Source organism: Ruegeria sp. HKCCD7181 (genome assembly GCF_057221055.1).
In genome coordinates this window covers 582037-599951 of record NZ_JBWVBC010000002.1, presented here as the reverse complement: position 1 = coordinate 599951, position 17915 = coordinate 582037, and the positions used below count along the sequence as shown (strand labels likewise).

Genomic DNA, 17915 nt, shown 5'->3' with positions numbered 1-17915 from the left:
GCGGAGTGTTTCAATCCTCAAAGGGGTTTTCGGCGTTCAAGACGGCCTCAGTATCCGAACCAAAGGTCGGCGGGGCACTGCGATATGTTACAGGTGTGCGGGATAGGTTCAGAGGATTTCCGATCAATTGCACTGCGCCCGGCGCAGCTTTCATGGTGATTTGCATCTGCCGCGCGGCCACCTGATCCGTTTCAAAAACCTGATCCAAAGTTTGCACCGGACCAACTGGCACTTTCAGCGCTTCAAGCCCTTCGATGACCTTGCTGGTCGCAAGGGACTGAACCGCCGGACGCAGGACGGCGTTTAACGCATCCCGGTTTTCAAGCCGGGCGGGGTTGGTTGAAAAACGGGGGTCGTTGGCGAGATCGGGTTTTTCAATGAACCCGCAGAACCTTCGGAACTGGCTGTCATTTCCGACCGCCAATATCACATGCCCGTCGGAGGTTTCATAAACGTCGTATGGCACGATATTCGGGTGACCGTTGCCGCGCCTCTGTGGGACATTGCCCGATGTCAGATAGTTCACGCCCTCATTGATCAGCCAAGCAACCTGAGCGTCCACGAGGGCAAGATCAATCTGCTGGCCTTCGCCAGTCAAATCGCGGTGCCGCAGGGCAGCCAAAATCCCGACACATGCGTACATTCCGCACATGACGTCTGCAATGCCGACGCCGACTTTCATTGGCGGTCCTTCGGGGTCGCCCGTAAGGGACATGACCCCACCATAGCCTTGAGCCATAAGGTCGTAGCCTGGTTTAGAGGCGTTTGGGCCGGTCTGGCCGTAACCCGAGATCGAGCAATAGACCAAGCTCGGAAGTTCCTGCGACAGGGACGGATAATCCAGCCCATATTTGGCCAGACCGCCGGGTTTGAAGTTTTCGATCAGAATATCCGCATGTGACGCCAGCCGCCGGATTTCGGCCTGGCCTTCGGTTGTAGCGATATCGACGGCGACCGATTTCTTGTTGCGGTTCGAGGACATGAAGTAAGCGCTCAGGTCCGAACGGTTGCCGTCTGCGTCCTCGGCATAGGGTGGCCCCCATTGCCGCGTGTCGTCGCCCCCAGTAGCGGGGTTTTCGATCTTGACGACGCTTGCACCCAGATCCCCAAGCAGCTGAGTGCAGGTGGGTCCGGCCAGAATGCGGCTAAGATCCAGAACCTTGACGCCATTCAGGGGGCCTTCAGATGCGGCCATCGTAGCCTCCGCGGTCGATCTCTGCTGCGATAACTGTGAACTTGTCGGCTTTCATGGCCTCATTCAATGCTGTGCGCAGTTCTGAGCGGTTGCGCACTGTATGTCCATTTCCGCCGAACGCCCGACCCATGGCGGAAAAATCGTGACGGTCGAAATCAACACCACGATTCCCCATCTGGCGCTGGCGCTGTTTCAATTCGATTAGCGCAAGGCTGGCATCCACAAAGACCAGAAAGATCGGATTGCCGCCCATTTCGGCGGCTGTCGAGAGCTCGCCAGCCACCATCAGAAATCCCGCATCGCCGGAAAAGCTGATCACGGGGCGCTCGGGTTCCGCCAGTTTCAGACCTATCGCCATCGGTATCGCACAACCCATGGTGCAGAGGGCCGAAGACTGGATCAATCCGCGTTCTTCGGAACACTCCCACATCTGGCTTAGCAGGATACGATGCGCGCCGCTGTCCGCTGTCGCCAGCGTATCAGCGGGCAGGGCGGCTCGTGTTTCCGCAATAACGGCGGCAGGGCCCCAGTCTTCGTCGGTCGGAAAGGCCTTGACCAGGGCTGCTTTGACCTCCGCAGGTTCGCCATCAGACCATGTTTCGCGGGCCGGATTTCCTTTGGCAATGGCCTCCAGCGTTGCGCTGGTGTCTGCGACCAGATGCAGCCCCGCCTGATGCATGTAGTGGTCATTGACCACGGCAGAGATATCGATGACGCGTTTTTCCTCGGGATCCCAGATCTCGCGCCAGCCGGGGCGCATCTCGATCGGGTCATAGCCCAGGCACAAAACCAGATCGGCTTGTTCGATCAGAGGGACCAGATGCTTGTCAGCCAGCGGCGACAGCCCCGCACTGCCCAGACAAAGCGGGTGATCCTCGGGAATGACGCCCTTGGCCTTGTAGGTCGTTACAAACGGTATGCCGAAATGTTCCAGAAATGCCCGAACCAGGCAGCGCGAGTCGTCGTACAGAATGTCCAGACCCAGAATTGCTATTGGGCGTTCGGCCTCGGCAACCCAGCGGCGGGCCTTTTCCAGACATTCTCCTTCGGGAGAAACAGGCGCAACCTTGGCCAACCTGCGCCGTTTCACGCCAGTCACACGGGTATCTGCAACCGAGATCGGCACATCGACATGCACTGGGCCGGGGCGCGGCTGCGTTGCCAGAGATACCGCTTTGTCCGCGACTACGTCGGCACCTTCGGCAGTAAGCAGGTATGTACCCTTGGTGATCGAGCGATAGACCTGAGAATGGTCCATCACCTGATGGGTATAGGTCAGCGCCTCATGTGCATCGACACAGCCGGTCAGCACGATCATTGGCACACGGTCCTGCAAGGCGTTCGCGACTACGTTGATTCCGTTCATCGCACCGGGGCCCAGCGTCGCGACAAGAATGGCTGGTGCACCGTCACGATGATGAACGGCTTCGGCCATGAAACCCGCGGCGTTTTCATGTTTGGTCAGATGAAAGGTAATGCCTGCCGTCTCCAGCGCATCCACCAGTGTCAATACTTCGCCGCCGGGCATACCGAATGCATGGCGGCAACCGGCCTCGTACAACCTTTGGGCCAGAAGATCCGCGGCGCGGGGAGAAGGATCCTGCATCAGTCATGCTCCGAAGTGTTTATTGGCAAGCAGATTGCGGAGGACGCCCCCGGACGCAAGGTGGTTCACGCCAGTGTGACTATTTGACTGCGGATTCGGCCACGGCCTGAAACTTGGCGTCCAGCTCGTTGGCAATTTCGGCCAGAGCCTGCCCGCCTTCTGCCGCATAGGGTGCAAAGACAAAGCTGGGCGTTTTGTAAGACAGGGTGGCGTTTCCGTCCTCATTCTCGGTCACGTAGAACCGGATCGGAGCTTCGATCATCGCAGCGGTGGAGGTTTCCAAAACGCGCACAGCGTAATCATTGTTGAAAGCACCGATCACGCGGTTGCCCGGTATGGCGATGCCACGGGCCGCTGCTGCCTTGGTGGGACCAGCCTGCGTGACAACGATCAGGCCGTTTTCCTTCACAGCAGTCTTGGTGTCGTCCACCAACTGTTCATAGGTTTTTTCGGTCGGATAGACGGCCCATCCGGCCAATGGCTCTTCAGCCAAGGCGGGCAAGGCCAGCATGCAAAAGACGGGTATGAGTGCTTTCATCGCTACGCCTCCTATGGTTCGGGTGCGCGATTGTTGCCAGACTTTGCTGTGTGGCGCACTCACATTCTTGTGCGTGAAAGCGCGGCCGAGGCTTGCACCGCAGAACCGAAACACGCAAAAAACGCGCAGATGCATCGATGTGAGGCCGAGTTGAACAAGATTCGTTTGCTGATCTGTGAAAGCTGCGCTGGCACGCGCGATCGCGGTGCCGAACGTCAGGCCGTACAAGCGGCACTGACCAAGTCAGGCCTGGAGGATCGGGTCCAGATCAGTGCCCATGCCTGCTTCAGTGGCTGCGAAACGCCAACGGCTCTGGCATTGCAGGGGCAAGGGATCGCCTCATACGTTTTTACAGGAATTGATGTCGTTGCGGATGCAGAAGACATCGCGGCGACATGTCAGACGATTTTGAACAGCCCGTCCGGCTGGATTGACGACGCCCGACCATGCGGACGCCTTCGAATGTGTCTGCGTGCACGCATTCCGGCGTTTTAGTCGACCTGAACCGTAACTGCCGTACTGACCGGCACGTTATCAACCATCAGCGGGCTGTGGCTGTTGGCGTTCAACGAGACAGAAACCTCGACCTCACCCTTAGGCAGATCAGAGATATGCATCCAGTTGCCGTATAGCCGCGCCAGTTTTTCGCCATTGATATAAACGTGAGCGTGACCTTCACCTTCTTTGTCAGCCGCCGATGCGTTTTCCGGCGAGAACCGGAAGTTCTGAGGCATGACGTGCAAGTTCCATCCTGCCATGGGGTCCTGGATCACCGCGATCTCCAGACCGGGTGCGTTCGGGCCGGCTGGCAGATTAACAGCAGTGGAATGGTCGTGGGCCATCGCTTCGGCTTGGCCGCCGCCGTGATGAGAAGGATCGGAATGGTCATGGCCGTCGAAAGTGACGCCATTGGCCGCGGCCAGTACAAACCCTGCGCCTCCGCCAAAGACCAGACCAATTGCAAACAGAGCAAGTGAGCGGGACATTTCTTATCCTTGAAAAACAAAAGCCCGCCGGGATTGTCCCGACGGGCATTATTTGAGGCTGATCAAGCGTTCGCTTCAGCGTGCTTAGATTCTTTCTGCCAAAAGTACCCGGCGAAAGAACCAACAAGAACCCACGCGACCAAACCTATACCAAAGGCACGGGCTGCAAACAGGGCACCGATTTCCGTTGGCACAGGACCGGTGAAGACATCAGGTTCCGGTGCACCGATCACATGCGGGGCCATCAGCAGAGCGGCCGCGACCACGTAACTGATGAGGTTGCCTCCAAAGGCGATCAGCCACATGGCAACGCTGGCTGCAGCCACTGTCGCGAACCACCAGACTTGGCGGGCATAGACGTCGGCAGCCGCAACACCGGGAACTTCCGGTGCCAGTGTAAAGCCAGGTGCCATATGGAAGGCTATGAAACCCGCGAGGCCCCAAAGCACTCCAGTTCGGCCATCGATTTTATGTCCCAGACCTTCTGTCACCGACATCACGGCAATCAGCACGAGCGCATAACCGGTATAGGTCAGCATGGTGAAGATCACGCTCAGCGCGTCGCGGGTCAGGTCCGAGAACATGCCCGGCAATTCGGGATGGGCAGACACTGCCTCGGCCCCGAAATGCACCAGCTCTCCTGATTCATACAGTTCGGCGTGCAACAGAACAGGTTGCACAAACGCAAGCTGCAGCAAGGCGGCAATCAGCCCCGCTGCAGCACCAGCGAACAACGCGCTGGTCAGAATGCGACTGAACATTGTCTCAGTGGCAGGGGAAGCCGGTTGCGTGGCGTACGTCATGTGCCGCGTCATGCAGCGCAGCCGCCTGAACGTGGCCGGTCAGGGTGATGATGCCCAGACCCAGCGCAACAGCGAACAGAGCCGAGAGTACACCTGTGCGTGCGACTGATGCCGTTTGAGTTTGTGTTGTCATTTCTTGTCCTCCAATGCCGCCGCACCCGACGGCCGGTGTTTCTACGTTCGCCTGGCAGGTCTCCTGGCTCGCGGGTCAGTGCCTCTGTTCGCCTTCCCCCCAAGATCGGGAGTGGCTGGTTGAACAGGGCTCACCGCTTACAGTCGCGGGGGCGGCTTTGGATTTGACCTGCGCGCAGGCCGCACCAAATTCCCTCTTAGCATCCGGATGACTCCGGCAGGACCAGACGTTTTCATTTAGCCGCGATAAGCCCGTGCACGCAATGACCAATTGCGACGTTTTCGGTCAGTTCTCGCGCTTTTTCAGCAAATAGATATCCATGATCCAGCCATGCGCAGCCCTGTGCCGAGCGCGACTGGCCAGAATCTCTTCACATACATCATTCAAAGGGCCATGGATCAGGATTTCCTCTTTCATTCCCACGTAAGCCCCCCACCAAATGAAGTATTCCGCCATCTCGAGGCTTTGAAAAGAGCACTCGCCGTCCAACATAACCGCTACGGTTGACGCCGCCTTGGGCCAGCCTTCGTCGCGCAATCGGCGTCCGGTCGTCACGACATAGGGCGCGCCGATGTCGTTGATCGGTATTGCGTGGGCGGCCGTCAGCGCTTGCAATGCCGTTATACCTGGAATCACACGCGTTTTCGGCTGCGGGTTCAGCCGCGAGGCAATCCGAAGCGAGCTGTCGTAAAGCGAAGGATCGCCCCAAATCAATAACGCAACGGTGTGCGCTTCGGGATGGGCGTCAATCACTTCACTCCATCGCCGCGCGATGGCGTCATGCCATTCATCCACTCCGCGCAGGTATCCGTCTTCGGCCCGCCGTTGAGGGATGTCAAAATAGGCAATCTTTGGTTGCGTGTCCGCCACATGCGCGATGATTTGCTCGCGAATTCCGGCCAGATCGGCTTTGTTATCACCTTTGCGGGGGATCAGAATCAGATCAGCCGCTCGAATCGCCTGCGCGCCCTGATAGGTCACGTGATCGGGATTACCGGTACCAACACCGACGAGGTTCAGTTCAATCATCGCCGAACTCCGCCAGCGGTCCATACAGGATCAGAGCAGGGGCGGTTCCGATCTCTGCTGCCAGCTTCTCTGACAGGGCGCCGATTGTGGAACGGTGCAAAGCCTGATCAGGGGTCGAAACCGACTCGGCCATAAGAGCAGGCGTATCCAACGACAGACCGTGCGCATGCAGAGCTTCGACCAGCAGCGGAAAAGTACGCTTACCCATGAAAACAACCGTTGTCGCGCCGGAATCGGCCAATGCGGGAAGGTTGAGGTCTTTAGGTAACTTGCCGCTGACATCATGGCCGGTGACAAACTGCACACGCCGTGCGGTCAGGCGACGGGTTAGGGGAATGCCTGCTGCAGCAGCTGCGGCAACTGCCGAGGGAATACCGGGAATGATCTCATATTCGATCCCGGCGTCGCGCAGCGCGACAAGTTCTTCTTCCAGACGCCCGAACATGCCGCCATCACCGGATTTGAGGCGCACCACATGCTGTCCGGTTTGTGCATATTCCACGAGCAAACGGCTGACATGATCCTGCTTGGGCGAAGGACGGCCGGCGCGTTTGCCCACGCCCACCAGATCGGCGTCCGCGCGTGCATGGGTCAGGATTGGGCCGCTGCTCAGGTCGTCGAACAATACCGCGTCGGCTTTTTGCATCCGGTCCACGGCTTTGAGTGTAAGCAACTCCGGATCGCCGGGACCCGAGCCGATGAATGAGACGAAGCCGCTCATGCCGATGCCTCTGCGATCAAGTGAAAAAACGTGCCGGTGACGTTGCCCCGTTGCGAGCCCGTCTGCGGGCCTTCTGCCCCTTCGGCATCAAAAACGCGTGCAAGCGGCGCGTCCGGCTGCTCAACAATCGACGAATAATGAAACTCATGACCGCGCATCGCCGTTCCGGCCGCAAAACCCGGCATCGGCGCCAGCAGTTCCGCCCGACGATAACCAAGGTTGAACTTGCGCTTTTCATACGAAGTCACCAACCCCAACAGGCCAGCCATCTGGTGTGCGGTCCCTTCCTTGTCAATCAGGACCTCGCCCAACGCCATATATCCACCGCACTCACCGTGTACGGGCAGTGTTTCAGCGTGCTTTCGTAGGCCGGTCAGGAACTTGTCGGCAGCCGCCAAAGTTCCCGCATGCAGTTCCGGGTATCCGCCAGGCAGCCAGACCAGATCTGCATCTTCGGCAGGTGCTTGGTCAGCCAAAGGGGAAAATGGCAGGATCTCCGCCCCTGCGGCACTCCAACCTTCCAGAAGGTGCGGGTAGGTAAAGGAAAACGCCGCATCCCGCGCGAGGGCAATTCGCTGAGCCGGAGGGCGCGGCAGCGCGGCAGACGATGGCCCAATTGGGCCTGAGGAAGCCGCACCCTTGATCGCCTCAAGATCTACGTGTTCGCGCAAAAAAGCGGCGTATCCGGCGATCGCATTTTCCAGATCTGGATGCTCGACCGCTTGGATAAGCCCCAGATGCCTTTCGGGCAGGGTCAAGTCGCCGCGCCGGGGCAGAACGCCCAGAACCGGCATGCCAGCACGTTCCATGCCCAGCCGGGTCAGGCGTTCATGCCTTGGGCTTGCACAGCGGTTCAGGATCACACCGGCAAACGGCAGGTCTGGGTTATACATGCGGAACCCCAGCGCTGTTGCCGCCGCAGATTGCGCCTGACCGCCCACATCCAGCACCAGAACCACCGGCCAGCCCATGCGCAATGCAGTCTCGGCGCTGGACCCGTGGCCCAACTCTCCGGGCTTGGCAACGCCGTCAAACAGGCCCATCGAACCTTCTGCGATGACGATGTCTGCCCCTTCGGCTTGGGTCGAAATCGCACTCAGCAAGGGCTCATTCATTGCCCAGCTGTCCAGATTGAACGAGGCCCGCCCCGCTGCCGCCCTGTGAAAGGCGGGATCAATGTAATCCGGTCCGCTTTTGAAGGGTTGCACGGTCATGCCGTCCTCAGCCAGTGCCCGTAGCAATCCCAGCATAACGGTGGTTTTTCCGGTGCCCGACGAGGGCGCGGAGATTAATAAGCCCGGAGGGTTAGTCATCGCCATGGCTCCAGCTCGACCACGGGCTGTCGGCGCTTTGCGGGCGGTAACGGCGGTCGTAGGTTTTGGAATACAGGCAGCTTTCGTCAAACCCTTCACCGGCCAGCGCTGGGCCGACCAAGATCAGCGCGGTGCGCGAAATGCTCTCGTCCAATCCGTCTTTTAGCGTCTCCAGCGTCGCGCGAATGATCTGCTCATCCGGCCAGCTGGCACGGTAGACAACGGCCACCGGGCAGTCTGCGCCATAGGCTGGGGTCAGGTCAGCGATGACCTTGTCCAGATTGCCGATCGAAAGGTGGATGGCCAAAGTTGCCCCGGTCCGTGCGAAATTCTCCAAAGTCTCGCCTTCAGGCATTGACGAGGCGCGACCCGGTGTCCGGGTCAGGATCACCGACTGCGCCAAACCAGGCAAGGTCAGTTCTGTGCCAAGTGCGGCGGCTGCAGCGGCGAACGACGGCACGCCGGGGGTGACGCTGACTGGTATGCCCATCTCTTTCAGGCGGCGGATCTGTTCGCCCATCGCCGACCAGACAGACAGGTCACCTGAATGCAGCCGCGCCACATCCTGACCCGCTTTGTGCGCGGCTTCGATTTCGGCCATGATCTGATCCAGGTCCATCGGTGCCGTATTCACGATCTTTGCGCCTTCGGGGCAGTGGTTCAGAATCTCCTCGGGCACCAGAGACCCAGCATACAGGCATACCGGACAAGAGGTGATGATATCCCGTCCGCGCAGGGTCAGAAGGTCGGCAGCGCCCGGTCCGGCGCCGATGAAATGAACGGTCATGATTGTCCTCCGATGGCGACGGCGCAAGTGGCAAGCCGGTCGTCCGAGATTTGTCTGGGAGAGATCAGCCGCGCACCGGGTCCGGCGGCGGCAAGGGCGGATGCTTCTGCCACACTGCCAGTGCCATATGTGGCGCGGCTACGGGGCGAGCAGGTGAGGGTACGCTGTCCGGTTAGATCGTTGGTTTGAACGAAGTGCAGGGGCAAGCGAGCGGTCTCGGCGAATTCGGCAAGCGCCGGGTGTCCCTTTTTGTCAGCGGCTGTTGCCAGTGCTTCAATGTGTTGACCTACAGATGCCAGATGGAATGCGGCACGCAGGCTGTCCGCAGTTGCGGCGGAGGAAAATCCGATACCGGCCACGATCATAGTATCACGCTCCATTGCACCACCGGATATGCGGATTTCCAGCCACGCCGGGGACCAAGGGGGCCTGCTTGCGCCAGTTCGATACGCAGCATGTCCCCGCCCAGTTTCGCGTGCCACTCTGAAAGCAGAGATTCGCTTTCCAATGTAACGGCGTTGGCGACCAGACGGGTGCCAGGAGGCAGATTTTCGTGCAGCCAGCTCAGGAGTTCGGTGCTTAATCCACCGCCGATGAAAACTACGTCCGGCCGGGGTAGACCAACCAAGCCTTCAGGCGCTGTGCCGTGCACCACGTCCAGCCGGTCCTGCCCCAGAGAGTCCGCATTGCGCCGGATACGCTCCGCGCGGTCCGCGCGCGGTTCAATCGTGGTGGCGGTCAGCGTCGGATCACACATCAGCCATTCGATGCTGATCGATCCAGTGCCGCCACCGATATCCCAGAGACGCTCACCTCTTTGCGGCGCCAGAGCCGACAATGTTAGTGCGCGGATCGGGCGTTTGGTAATCTGTCCATCCGTTTCGAAGATGTCGTCCGGCTTGCCCGAGGCCTTTGGGAAAGCGCGACCGGGACCCGTGACCTCAAGCCCGACGCAAACCGGATGGTCAAACGTCCCCATCAGCGCCTCGGTCAGCGACACAATCTGGGTGTTTTCACGCGGCCCACCCAGAGCTTGCATGACGTGAAGCTTACTATCGGCAAAGCCGGTCTCAGTCAGGTAGGAAGCCAGCTCGGCAACTGCCTTGCCGTCTCGCAGCAGCAGAATGGCATGTAGTCCAGTGGAAAGATGAGGTCGCAGGCGAGTCAAAGGCGCGGCGTGCAAGCCAAAGGTCAACGTGCTCTCCAGCGGCCAGCCTAGCCGGGCAGCTGCCAGCGAAAAGGTCGACTGGCCGGGCAGTGCGGCCCATTCTCCGGCTTCGAAATTGCGCGCGATAACCGATCCGGCACCGAACCAAAATGGATCACCCGAGGCGAGAACGACTGTGCGGCGCCCACGCAGATCGTTCAGGATCGGTAAGCCATTGGCGAACGGAACCGGCCATTCAATGCGTTCTGCGCTGGTTTCAGGGATCAACGACAGATGTCGCGGCGGTCCCATGACAACTTCGGCGTTGTCCAGCACTTGACGGCTTGCGGGCGACAGGCCATCCAGTCCATCCTCGCCCAGTCCCAGAACGGTCAGCCACGGAGTCTCACGCATGTCCAACCTCCTGATCCTTGGTGGTACGACCGAGGCCAACGCATTGGCCAAAACTGTTGCCGAACAGGGTATTACAGCCACCTACTCTTACGCCGGGCGTGTAGACAGCCCGCGCCCACAACCCTTGCCGATGCGTATCGGCGGCTTTGGGGGTGCAGAAGGGTTGGTGCAATACATCCGCGAAAATGGTATCAGCCACGTGGTTGATGCAACCCACCCCTTTGCGGCGCAGATGAGCCGAAACGCGGATGTAGCGTGCAGCCTGACGAATACACCAATGGCGGCGCTGACGCGCCCCGCCTGGATCCCTCAGGCCGGGGATCGTTGGCACCACGTTCCCGATATCGCGGACGCGGTCGATGCCCTGTCGGGTCACACGCAGCGTGTCTTTCTGGCTGTTGGTCGGATGCACCTTGAGGATTTCGCCGCTCAACCCCAACACAACTACTTGCTTCGACTGGTGGACGAGCCGGGAGAGTTGCCGCTGCCGGACTGCGACGTGGTCGTTTCGCGCGGTCCGTTCACAGTGGAAGGTGACCGGGCGCTGATGGAACGCCACAGGACCGAACTTGTTGTGTCCAAGAATGCAGGCGGCACCGGTGCGCGCGCCAAGCTGGACGCCGCGCGGGCGCTGGGTGTGCCGGTGTTGATGATCGACCGCCCCGTCCTGCCGGAGCGGACGGAACTGTCGAGTGTGACGCAGGTTCTGGACTGGCTGGCTCATTCCGGAGTGAACCTCGGCGTGTAAACAATCGGGGTGTTGTTCCGTTCGATCACGCGTGTGCGCGAAGATCCGACAATCACCACAGTCTGCATGTCCGCCATGTCCGGTGTCGCCTCGGCCAGAGTCGAAATGCGGATCGCCTCATCAGCGCGCGAGACGGCGCGGGCGAACAGGATCAGGCGTTCGGGTTCGCATTCCTCACGCAGGATTTCCAGTGTCTTTACAAACCCTCCCGGCCGAGACTTCGATCGAGGATTGTAGAAGGCCATCGAGAAATCGGCCTGAGCTGCCAGACGTAGGCGCTTTTCGATCAGAGACCACGGTTTGAGGTTGTCGCTAAGGTTGATGGCGCAGAAATCATGCCCCAGAGGGGCACCGGCGCGCGCGGATGCGGCGAGCATCGCGGTGATCCCCGGTAGCACGTCGATCTGAATATCGCGCCACTCTTCCGGGCCGTTTTCCAGGGCCTCAAACACCGCCGCCGCCATGGCGAAAACACCTGGGTCACCCGAAGAAACCACGACCACGCGCTTACCTTCGGCAGCCATCTGCAACGCGTGTTGAGACCGGTCGATCTCGACGCGGTTATCGCTGGCGTGCAAGGTCAACCCCTCGCGCTCTGCCACACGTGCAACGTAGGGAATGTACCCCACCACATCCGTTGCTTCAGCCAGCGCCGTCGAAACCTCTGGCGTCACCAAGTCTTCGTTGCCCGGCCCAAGGCCAGCGATCTTGACCCAGCCGCTCATGGACGACGTCCCTGACCATGCACGATGATAATTGAGAAATACGGTGTCACTTTCTCGCATGCCTCGGACAGTTTCGTCACGGTTTGGTTTGGCATCTGTGCGTATTCCACAATCCACGCGCGATCATAGAGGCCCGCCGTTTTCAGGGCACGCTTCACCTTGTCGATGTTGCGCCCGATCTTCATCACCACAAGAGCGTCAGTCTGAGCCATACGTTCTGCCAAAGTGTCTTCAGGCAAGGTGCCAACCAGCACCGTCAGAACGTCATCGCCCCAGGTGATTGGGTCGCCCGTCGCAGTCCAGGCCCCAGACATCCCGGTGATGGCAGGTACAACATTAACATCAACTTCATCGCGCAAGCGACTGTAAAGGTGCATAAAAGATCCGTAGAAAAACGGATCTCCCTCACAAAGAACAACAACGTCTTCTCCGCTGTCCGCCAGTGCTTTTAGATGCGCGGAGCAATCCTCATAGAATGCGGCGAGCAGTTCATTGTAGCGCGGGTCGGTCACGGGGATTTCCGTGGTTACAGGGTATTCCATAGGGAATTCCACTGCTTCGCTGGGGATCATGCCGTTTACGATCTTTCGCGCCTGCCCGCTGCGGCCAGGTTTGCGGAAGAACGCGACGTGGCGTGCATTTCGCAACAGTCGATCTGCCCGAACGCTCATCAAATCCGGGTCGCCGGGACCGAGGCCCAGACCATATATCTTGCCCGCGCTCATTCCGCACGGCTCGCAATGGCGTTGACGGCGGCGACGGTGATGGCGCTGCCGCCGAGACGGCCCTTTACGATGCAAGACGGCACAGGCTGAGCCTCCCACAAGGCGTCCTTGGATTCCACCGCGCCGACGAAACCTACCGGACAGCCGATAATGGCTGCCGGACGCGGGCATTCAGGGTCTTCCAGCATGTTCAGCAGGTGGAACAGAGCTGTGGGTGCATTGCCGATTGCGACCAACGCGCCTTCCAGCTTGGGCCGCCATAGCTCCAGCGCGGCGGCGGATCGGGTGTTGCTCATTTCGGTCGCCAGAGGGCGAACGCGTTCATCATGCAAGGTGCAAACCACTTCGTTGTCCGCAGGCAGGCGAAAACGGGTGACGCCTTCGCTGACCATGCGCGCGTCACACAGAATCGGCGCGCCGTTTTCCAGGGCGGTACGGGCAGTCGAGACGAAGCCGGGCGAGAAATGCACGAATTCCTCCAGCCCGACCATCCCGGCGGCATGGACCATGCGGACGGCGACCTGTTCCTCATCAGCTTCAAAGCGGGCCAGATCGGCCTCGGACCGGATCGTGGCAAAGCTTTCTTTGTAGATCGCCGCGCCATCAGTTTCGTATTCATAGGGCATCAGGTCAGGTCCATGGTCAAAAGTGTTTCGGGGGTCAGCCCGCGCTGGCTGGGCTCATCCCCTGCGCGGCCTTGTTTGACAAGATCAAATCGTCCGGAATTGCCAACCAAAGTCACATTCGCCGGGCCCATCCGGGCGCAGCCTTTAGCGCAGCCAGACACGTGCAGGCTGCCAGATACGCGCGGCGCCAAACTGCGGGCAATATCGCGTGTTGTCACCTGCGCCTGCGGGCAGAAAGGCGCGCCGGGGCAGGCATCCGTGGTCATCAGTGCGTCTGCACTATCGGTAACAAAGTCCAAGGTCGGAACCGTCGCGCCGCCCTCCAGCAGGATCAACCGCCAAGGGGAGACCCGCAAAGCGGAAGCACTCGATTTTTCAAACAGATCTTTCAGTTGCTGGGCGGGCAATTGACCGAAAGGTGCGCCATAAAGCGTGCCTAGGGTATGATCGCCCGGCTCGATACGCTCTCCGACAGGGCCGGGGTCGCTGCCCTGCCAGTCTTGCGGCAGGCTTAGCTCTGCAACCAATCGCGCCATACGGCGGGTGTTGGGCGTGAAATTTCCGGCGAACCAACCGGCCAGATCTATCAGGCGGTCGATAGCTTCGGCTTCGGTCACGCGGCGTCCGGTCCCTGATCCGTCTGCCCGAAGAATTAGCCCATCCGCGCCAAGCTCCAGCCGGATATCTGCCGAATCTGACACCAACAGCCGTGCGGGGCCGGTGTCGATGGCAAAACCAAACTTGGCGGGTAGGCTGGGCAATTCCTCCAGGCGGTCAGTCAGTTCCTTAGCCAGCCGCGTGGTCAAGTCACCCGCTTGATACAGAGGAGAGACCAGAATGTTGCGCCGTACTTCGATGCCGGGCTCAGAGTCCAGCAGGTTCAGGGCAGACAGTTCTTTAAGCAGCGGCCTATGGTCAGACTCCTGAACGCCACGCAGTTGCAAGTTCGCGCGATTCGTCAGATCAATGGTCCCGTTGCCAAACCGAAGGGCCAGATCGCACAGACCCAACGCTTGATCCGCGTCCAGCCGCGCTAGTCTGGGTCGCACTCGTACGACCAGGCCGTCGCCCGACATCATTGGTCGATGTGCACCAGGGCACCAGCCTTTTACGATCGGAGCGCTCATCCCAATCCCTCCAGATCTGCCCGTATCGAGTTACGGCGCGTGTTCCACAAACCGGCATCGAGCAGAGCCCGAAACCGATCCTGCATGGCTTGATAGGCTTGCGGATTGGCCCCTTGCAGGAAGGCATCCACTTCGGCATCTCCCAGCGTTGCATCGTGGTAGAGATCGAACAAATGCGGTGCAACAGTGCCTGACAGATGTGCAAATGAGGCCATGTGATCCAGCGTCGCCGCTATCTCGGCGGCGCCACGGAATCCGTGACGTTGCATTCCGGCGATCCAGTCGGGGTTGGCAGCCCGAGCATGAACCACGCGGCTGATTTCTTCTGGCAAGGTGCGCGCACGAGGGTTTTCCGGGTTCGTATTGTCGAGGTGATAAAGCTGCGCGGCGCCGCCGGTGATCTTTTTGGCCGCCGCAAACCCGGCCTCATGGGTGGCGTAGTCGTTGGCGAGCAGAAGATCTGTCTCGGTCAAGTCTTGCAGGTGCACAAAGCTGTCGGCGTCGCTGACGCGTTGCGTGATGCCTTCAACGTCCTGTGCGATATGTTCACCTTCCAGCGCAAAGGAACTGGCATCCAGCCACGCTTGTCCGGCCTGGGCGCGGGCCTCGTCCGTGTAGGTCTCGGATAGGTGGGTCATACTCAGACCATAGCTGCCTGGTGCCGGACCATAGACTCGGGCAGCAGGGGCATGTCCCGCATATGGATTCCAGTCGGGCGCCTCGTCGCGCTCGGACAGCGCGCGCACTGCCTGACCAAAAAGTGCCGACAGCGTCGGGAACACATCCCGAAACAGACCTGAGACGCGCAGGGTCACATCCAGGCGCGGGCGGTCCAGATCGGTAATCGGCAGAACTTCGATACCTGAAACCCGTTCCGATCCTTTGTCCCAAACGGGTTTCACGCCGAGCAGATGCAATGCCATAGCGAACTCTTCACCTGCCGTACGCATGGTGGCCGAGCCCCAGAGATCGACGATCAGACCCTTCGGGTAATCGCCTTCTTCCTGTAGGTGCCGCCTGACCAGTTCTTCGGCCAGCTTCACACCCTGCGTATATGCTGCGCGAGTTGGCACTGACCGCGGGTCGGTCGTAAAAAGGTTGCGCCCGGTCGGCAGCACATCAGCCCGCCCACGATGAGGCGAGCCTGACGGACCTGCCGCGATCCGCTGTCCAGCCAGAGCGTCCAGCAGCGCGGCGCGTTCGGCATGCGCAGACGGCGTAGCATTGAAATTACTTTTCGCTTCGGGCACGCGACCAAAGATATGCAGCCCGTCACCGAACTGGCTTTCCTTGATATCGCAAACAAAGCGGTCGATGCGAGTGATCGCCTCGGCGGTGCTGGTGGCTTGATCAAGACCCAGATCGTTTTCCAGCCCGATGGCCTGCGCCTCGTCCCGGATATCGGCTTGCAACCGGTCGCGGCGCTTGGGATCCAGCCCGTCGGCGTTCGAGAATTCATCGAGCAGAGATTCCAGCCGCACCATGCGATCCGGAGTGCCGCTTTCCTTCATCGGAGGCGGGATGTGGCCCAGCGTAACGGCCCCGATCCGGCGTTTGGCCTGCGCGGCCTCTCCGGGATCATTGACGATAAAGGGGTATATCACTGGCAGGTCGCGGATCAGTGCTTCGGGCCAGCACTCAGATGACAAGGCAACCGATTTTCCCGGCAGCCATTCCAGCGTTCCGTGCGCACCGATGTGGATCAGCGCATCTGTGCCGAGGCCTTGGCGTAGCCACAGATAGAACGCGACGTAGCTGTGGCGCGGGGTGCGCGACAGGTCATGGTAGTCGTCATCGCGCAGCTCGGGTATGCCGCGTTCGGGTTGCAAGGCCACAAGGGCCTTACCGCGACGAAGGGCGGTAAAATGAATTGCGCCTTCTGCAAAGGATGGGTCGTCCTCGGGCTTTCCCCAGACCGTTTCGAGATCCGCGCGCAGCTGTGCAGGTAAACCCGATAGGGCCGAAAGGTAGTGGTCCAATGGCCATGAAATCTGCGCGTCCAACAACGTGGCGGCAATAGGTTCAGCGGGGGCAGTGTCGTAGCCTGCGCCTTGAAGGTCAGACAATATCGCTTCGGCAGAAGCCAGTGCATCCAGACCAACCGCATGCGCCATCTGCCAGTCCTTGCCAGGGTATGTGGACAGCACCAAGGCTGGTATTTTCTGTGAATTGGGCGTGTCTGACAACTTCAGCCAGCCGGATACGCGATCGACGATGGCCTCGATCCGCTCCGGCTCGGCCCGGTGGGCAAAGCGGGAATATTCCAGATGCGGATCGCGCTTGCCCGGTTCCTTGAACGAGGCGATGCCCGCTGAGATCCGCCCGTCCACTTCGGGCAGCACTACATGCATGGCCAGATCGGCAGGTGATAGACCGCGTTCTGCCTCGATCCATGCCTTGCGGCGAGAGGTGGCCAGCGCAACCTGAAACACCGGAACATTGGCAGCGTCCAACGGAGAGGTGCCCGACGCGCCTTTGCCTGAAAAAGAGGTGGCGTTGATGATCGCCGATGGGGCCAATTCGACGACCTGTTCGCGCAGCCAGCCGGCAGCTGCCGGAGCTTTTAGTGAAGGAGCGAAAAGCCCGATCGCCTCGAAGCCACGTGCACGCAGGCACCGTATCAGGGCGGCAACGGGTGCAGTGTCGGCAGACGTCAGGTAGGCGCGATAGAAAGTAACCAAGACGCATTTGGCGTCACCCGTAAGCGCGGTTTCCGCTGGAACTACCCCGCGATCCGGGCACCACGCGCCGCAATCGGGCAAGGTTTTTGCGCCCATCACCGGTCCGGCGTAAAGCCCAGCCGCCAACGCCAACTGCGCAAGCGCCGCTTGTGCCGCAACTTCTCCTCCTGTGTCACACAGGTGCGCAAGTCTTCGTAGGGTCGAGACAGGCAAGGTGGAATACTCGTCCAGCCGTGTATCCTCGCGCCCGTCGGCTGGTAGCACGGCCAGAGCAATGCCTTTGGCCTGCGCTAGCGCCAGAACTTGCTGTAAGCCGTATGCCCAATAGGGGACACCGCCGATGAGACGGATCAGGATACCCCTGGCGCCTTCAAGCGTTTGCTCGACATAGGTGTCAACAGACAAGGGGTGCTTCAACGCTGTCAGGTTGGCCAACCGCATCGTCGGCATCCGACCATCAGGTCCCCCGCCGCGATGCCAGCCTGCCGCGAAAGCACCGAGGTCGCTGTCGGAAAAGGACAAAACCACCAGATCCGCCGGGCTCTGACCCAGGTCGGTTGGGGTTTCTGTCTCTTCTAACCCGTGGCTTTCGCGGAAGACGACGTGCATTT

19 protein-coding genes and 1 riboswitch are annotated in these 17915 nt (G+C 60.1%); of the genes, 2 read left to right on the top strand and 17 right to left on the bottom strand.

Features of this window, described 5'->3' with window-relative positions:
* Positions 1 to 10: 10 nt before the first annotated feature.
* From AC2TCY_RS06520 to AC2TCY_RS06510, 3 genes are all read right to left on the bottom strand, one after another.
* A complete protein-coding gene (locus AC2TCY_RS06520) occupies positions 11 to 1195 on the bottom strand; it encodes a CaiB/BaiF CoA transferase family protein (RefSeq protein ID WP_480846300.1) in 1185 nt (394 codons plus the stop codon).
* Positions 1182 to 2801 carry a thiamine pyrophosphate-binding protein gene (locus AC2TCY_RS06515; protein WP_480846298.1) on the bottom strand — a complete coding sequence of 540 codons (1620 nt, stop codon included), beginning with the start codon at positions 2799 to 2801 and terminating at the stop codon, positions 1182 to 1184. Before AC2TCY_RS06515 ends, AC2TCY_RS06520 begins: the two co-directional genes overlap by 14 nt.
* Positions 2802 to 2880: 79 nt before the next feature.
* Positions 2881 to 3339: a DUF302 domain-containing protein gene (locus tag AC2TCY_RS06510; RefSeq protein WP_480846296.1), complete on the bottom strand. Its 459-nt coding sequence runs from the start codon at positions 3337 to 3339 to the stop codon at positions 2881 to 2883.
* A gap of 150 nt (positions 3340 to 3489) precedes the next feature.
* Between AC2TCY_RS06510 and AC2TCY_RS06505 the strand changes: the two genes are divergently transcribed.
* Positions 3490 to 3834 carry a DUF1636 family protein gene (locus tag AC2TCY_RS06505; RefSeq protein ID WP_480846295.1) on the top strand — a complete coding sequence of 115 codons (345 nt, stop codon included), beginning with the start codon at positions 3490 to 3492 and terminating at the stop codon, positions 3832 to 3834.
* Here AC2TCY_RS06505 and AC2TCY_RS06500 read toward each other — a convergent pair.
* The 9 genes from AC2TCY_RS06500 to cbiE form a co-directional block, all read right to left on the bottom strand.
* Entirely contained in the window at positions 3831 to 4325 is a 495-nt protein-coding gene (locus AC2TCY_RS06500; RefSeq protein ID WP_480846294.1) for a hypothetical protein, read from the bottom strand. The two genes, AC2TCY_RS06505 and AC2TCY_RS06500, sit on opposite strands and share 4 nt — an antisense overlap.
* 62 nt (positions 4326 to 4387) lie before the next feature.
* Positions 4388 to 5086 (bottom strand): CbtA family protein, encoded by a 699-nt coding sequence (locus AC2TCY_RS06495; RefSeq protein WP_480846372.1) that lies wholly within the window; start codon positions 5084 to 5086, stop codon positions 4388 to 4390.
* A 4-nt stretch (positions 5087 to 5090) separates the two neighbouring features.
* On the bottom strand, positions 5091 to 5261 hold the full coding sequence (locus AC2TCY_RS06490) for a CbtB domain-containing protein (protein ID WP_480842572.1): 171 nt from the start codon (positions 5259 to 5261) through the stop codon (positions 5091 to 5093).
* Between the two features lie 36 nt (positions 5262 to 5297).
* A riboswitch (cobalamin riboswitch) is annotated at positions 5298 to 5503 on the bottom strand.
* Between the two features lie 43 nt (positions 5504 to 5546).
* Complete coding sequence (gene cobF / locus AC2TCY_RS06485; protein ID WP_480846292.1) at positions 5547 to 6290, bottom strand: precorrin-6A synthase (deacetylating); 744 nt, start codon at positions 6288 to 6290, stop codon at positions 5547 to 5549.
* Positions 6283 to 7011, bottom strand: coding sequence for a uroporphyrinogen-III C-methyltransferase (cobA, locus tag AC2TCY_RS06480; protein WP_480846291.1), 729 nt, complete (start codon positions 7009 to 7011; stop codon positions 6283 to 6285). Before cobA ends, cobF begins: the two co-directional genes overlap by 8 nt.
* A complete protein-coding gene (locus AC2TCY_RS06475) occupies positions 7008 to 8330 on the bottom strand; it encodes a cobyrinic acid a,c-diamide synthase CobB (protein ID WP_480846290.1) in 1323 nt (440 codons plus the stop codon). Before AC2TCY_RS06475 ends, cobA begins: the two co-directional genes overlap by 4 nt.
* Positions 8317 to 9111 carry a precorrin-4 C(11)-methyltransferase gene (cobM, locus tag AC2TCY_RS06470; protein WP_480846288.1) on the bottom strand — a complete coding sequence of 265 codons (795 nt, stop codon included), beginning with the start codon at positions 9109 to 9111 and terminating at the stop codon, positions 8317 to 8319. Before cobM ends, AC2TCY_RS06475 begins: the two co-directional genes overlap by 14 nt.
* The gene (locus tag AC2TCY_RS06465; protein WP_480846370.1) at positions 9108 to 9476 is read right to left on the bottom strand and encodes a cobalamin biosynthesis protein; all 369 of its coding nucleotides are present in this window, start codon (positions 9474 to 9476) and stop codon (positions 9108 to 9110) included. The genes cobM and AC2TCY_RS06465 overlap by 4 nt, the downstream gene beginning before the upstream one ends.
* Positions 9473 to 10672 (bottom strand): precorrin-6y C5,15-methyltransferase (decarboxylating) subunit CbiE, encoded by a 1200-nt coding sequence (cbiE, locus tag AC2TCY_RS06460; protein ID WP_480846287.1) that lies wholly within the window; start codon positions 10670 to 10672, stop codon positions 9473 to 9475. Before cbiE ends, AC2TCY_RS06465 begins: the two co-directional genes overlap by 4 nt.
* Between cbiE and AC2TCY_RS06455 the strand changes: the two genes are divergently transcribed.
* Entirely contained in the window at positions 10671 to 11420 is a 750-nt protein-coding gene (locus AC2TCY_RS06455; RefSeq protein WP_480846285.1) for a cobalt-precorrin-6A reductase, read from the top strand. The genes cbiE and AC2TCY_RS06455 overlap by 2 nt on opposite strands.
* On the opposite strand, the gene cobJ is transcribed toward AC2TCY_RS06455, so the two are convergent.
* The 5 genes from cobJ to cobN are packed head-to-tail and all read right to left on the bottom strand — an operon-like array spanning position 11393 to position 17913.
* Complete coding sequence (cobJ, locus tag AC2TCY_RS06450; RefSeq protein ID WP_480846283.1) at positions 11393 to 12145, bottom strand: precorrin-3B C(17)-methyltransferase; 753 nt, start codon at positions 12143 to 12145, stop codon at positions 11393 to 11395. The genes AC2TCY_RS06455 and cobJ overlap by 28 nt on opposite strands.
* Positions 12142 to 12870 carry a precorrin-2 C(20)-methyltransferase gene (locus AC2TCY_RS06445; RefSeq protein ID WP_480846282.1) on the bottom strand — a complete coding sequence of 243 codons (729 nt, stop codon included), beginning with the start codon at positions 12868 to 12870 and terminating at the stop codon, positions 12142 to 12144. The genes cobJ and AC2TCY_RS06445 overlap by 4 nt, the downstream gene beginning before the upstream one ends.
* Positions 12867 to 13496 carry a precorrin-8X methylmutase gene (locus AC2TCY_RS06440; RefSeq protein ID WP_480846281.1) on the bottom strand — a complete coding sequence of 210 codons (630 nt, stop codon included), beginning with the start codon at positions 13494 to 13496 and terminating at the stop codon, positions 12867 to 12869. Before AC2TCY_RS06440 ends, AC2TCY_RS06445 begins: the two co-directional genes overlap by 4 nt.
* Positions 13496 to 14623: a cobalamin biosynthesis protein CobG gene (locus AC2TCY_RS06435; RefSeq protein ID WP_480846279.1), complete on the bottom strand. Its 1128-nt coding sequence runs from the start codon at positions 14621 to 14623 to the stop codon at positions 13496 to 13498. Before AC2TCY_RS06435 ends, AC2TCY_RS06440 begins: the two co-directional genes overlap by 1 nt.
* On the bottom strand, positions 14620 to 17913 hold the full coding sequence (cobN, locus tag AC2TCY_RS06430; protein ID WP_480846277.1) for a cobaltochelatase subunit CobN: 3294 nt from the start codon (positions 17911 to 17913) through the stop codon (positions 14620 to 14622). The genes AC2TCY_RS06435 and cobN overlap by 4 nt, the downstream gene beginning before the upstream one ends.
* Between the last annotated feature and the right edge of the window lie 2 nt (positions 17914 to 17915).

What these genes read in the sequence shown, in the direction of transcription:
- AC2TCY_RS06440 (WP_480846281.1), bottom strand. Translation starts at nt 13,496, where the DNA reads ATGCCCTATGAATACGAAACTGATGGCGCGGCGATCTACAAAGAAAGC.
- cobN (WP_480846277.1), bottom strand. Translation starts at nt 17,913, where the DNA reads ATGCACGTCGTCTTCCGCGAAAGCCACGGGTTAGAAGAGACAGAAACC.
- AC2TCY_RS06490 (WP_480842572.1), bottom strand. Translation starts at nt 5,261, where the DNA reads ATGACAACACAAACTCAAACGGCATCAGTCGCACGCACAGGTGTACTC.
- AC2TCY_RS06435 (WP_480846279.1), bottom strand. Translation starts at nt 14,623, where the DNA reads ATGAGCGCTCCGATCGTAAAAGGCTGGTGCCCTGGTGCACATCGACCA.
- AC2TCY_RS06515 (WP_480846298.1), bottom strand. Translation starts at nt 2,801, where the DNA reads ATGCAGGATCCTTCTCCCCGCGCCGCGGATCTTCTGGCCCAAAGGTTG.
- AC2TCY_RS06500 (WP_480846294.1), bottom strand. Translation starts at nt 4,325, where the DNA reads ATGTCCCGCTCACTTGCTCTGTTTGCAATTGGTCTGGTCTTTGGCGGA.
- cobF (WP_480846292.1), bottom strand. Translation starts at nt 6,290, where the DNA reads ATGATTGAACTGAACCTCGTCGGTGTTGGTACCGGTAATCCCGATCAC.
- AC2TCY_RS06520 (WP_480846300.1), bottom strand. Translation starts at nt 1,195, where the DNA reads ATGGCCGCATCTGAAGGCCCCCTGAATGGCGTCAAGGTTCTGGATCTT.
- AC2TCY_RS06495 (WP_480846372.1), bottom strand. Translation starts at nt 5,086, where the DNA reads ATGTTCAGTCGCATTCTGACCAGCGCGTTGTTCGCTGGTGCTGCAGCG.
- AC2TCY_RS06465 (WP_480846370.1), bottom strand. Translation starts at nt 9,476, where the DNA reads ATGATCGTGGCCGGTATCGGATTTTCCTCCGCCGCAACTGCGGACAGC.
- cobJ (WP_480846283.1), bottom strand. Translation starts at nt 12,145, where the DNA reads ATGAGCGGCTGGGTCAAGATCGCTGGCCTTGGGCCGGGCAACGAAGAC.
- AC2TCY_RS06455 (WP_480846285.1), top strand. Translation starts at nt 10,671, where the DNA reads ATGTCCAACCTCCTGATCCTTGGTGGTACGACCGAGGCCAACGCATTG.
- AC2TCY_RS06510 (WP_480846296.1), bottom strand. Translation starts at nt 3,339, where the DNA reads ATGAAAGCACTCATACCCGTCTTTTGCATGCTGGCCTTGCCCGCCTTG.
- AC2TCY_RS06475 (WP_480846290.1), bottom strand. Translation starts at nt 8,330, where the DNA reads ATGGCGATGACTAACCCTCCGGGCTTATTAATCTCCGCGCCCTCGTCG.
- cbiE (WP_480846287.1), bottom strand. Translation starts at nt 10,672, where the DNA reads ATGCGTGAGACTCCGTGGCTGACCGTTCTGGGACTGGGCGAGGATGGA.
- cobM (WP_480846288.1), bottom strand. Translation starts at nt 9,111, where the DNA reads ATGACCGTTCATTTCATCGGCGCCGGACCGGGCGCTGCCGACCTTCTG.
- AC2TCY_RS06445 (WP_480846282.1), bottom strand. Translation starts at nt 12,870, where the DNA reads ATGAGCGCGGGCAAGATATATGGTCTGGGCCTCGGTCCCGGCGACCCG.
- cobA (WP_480846291.1), bottom strand. Translation starts at nt 7,011, where the DNA reads ATGAGCGGCTTCGTCTCATTCATCGGCTCGGGTCCCGGCGATCCGGAG.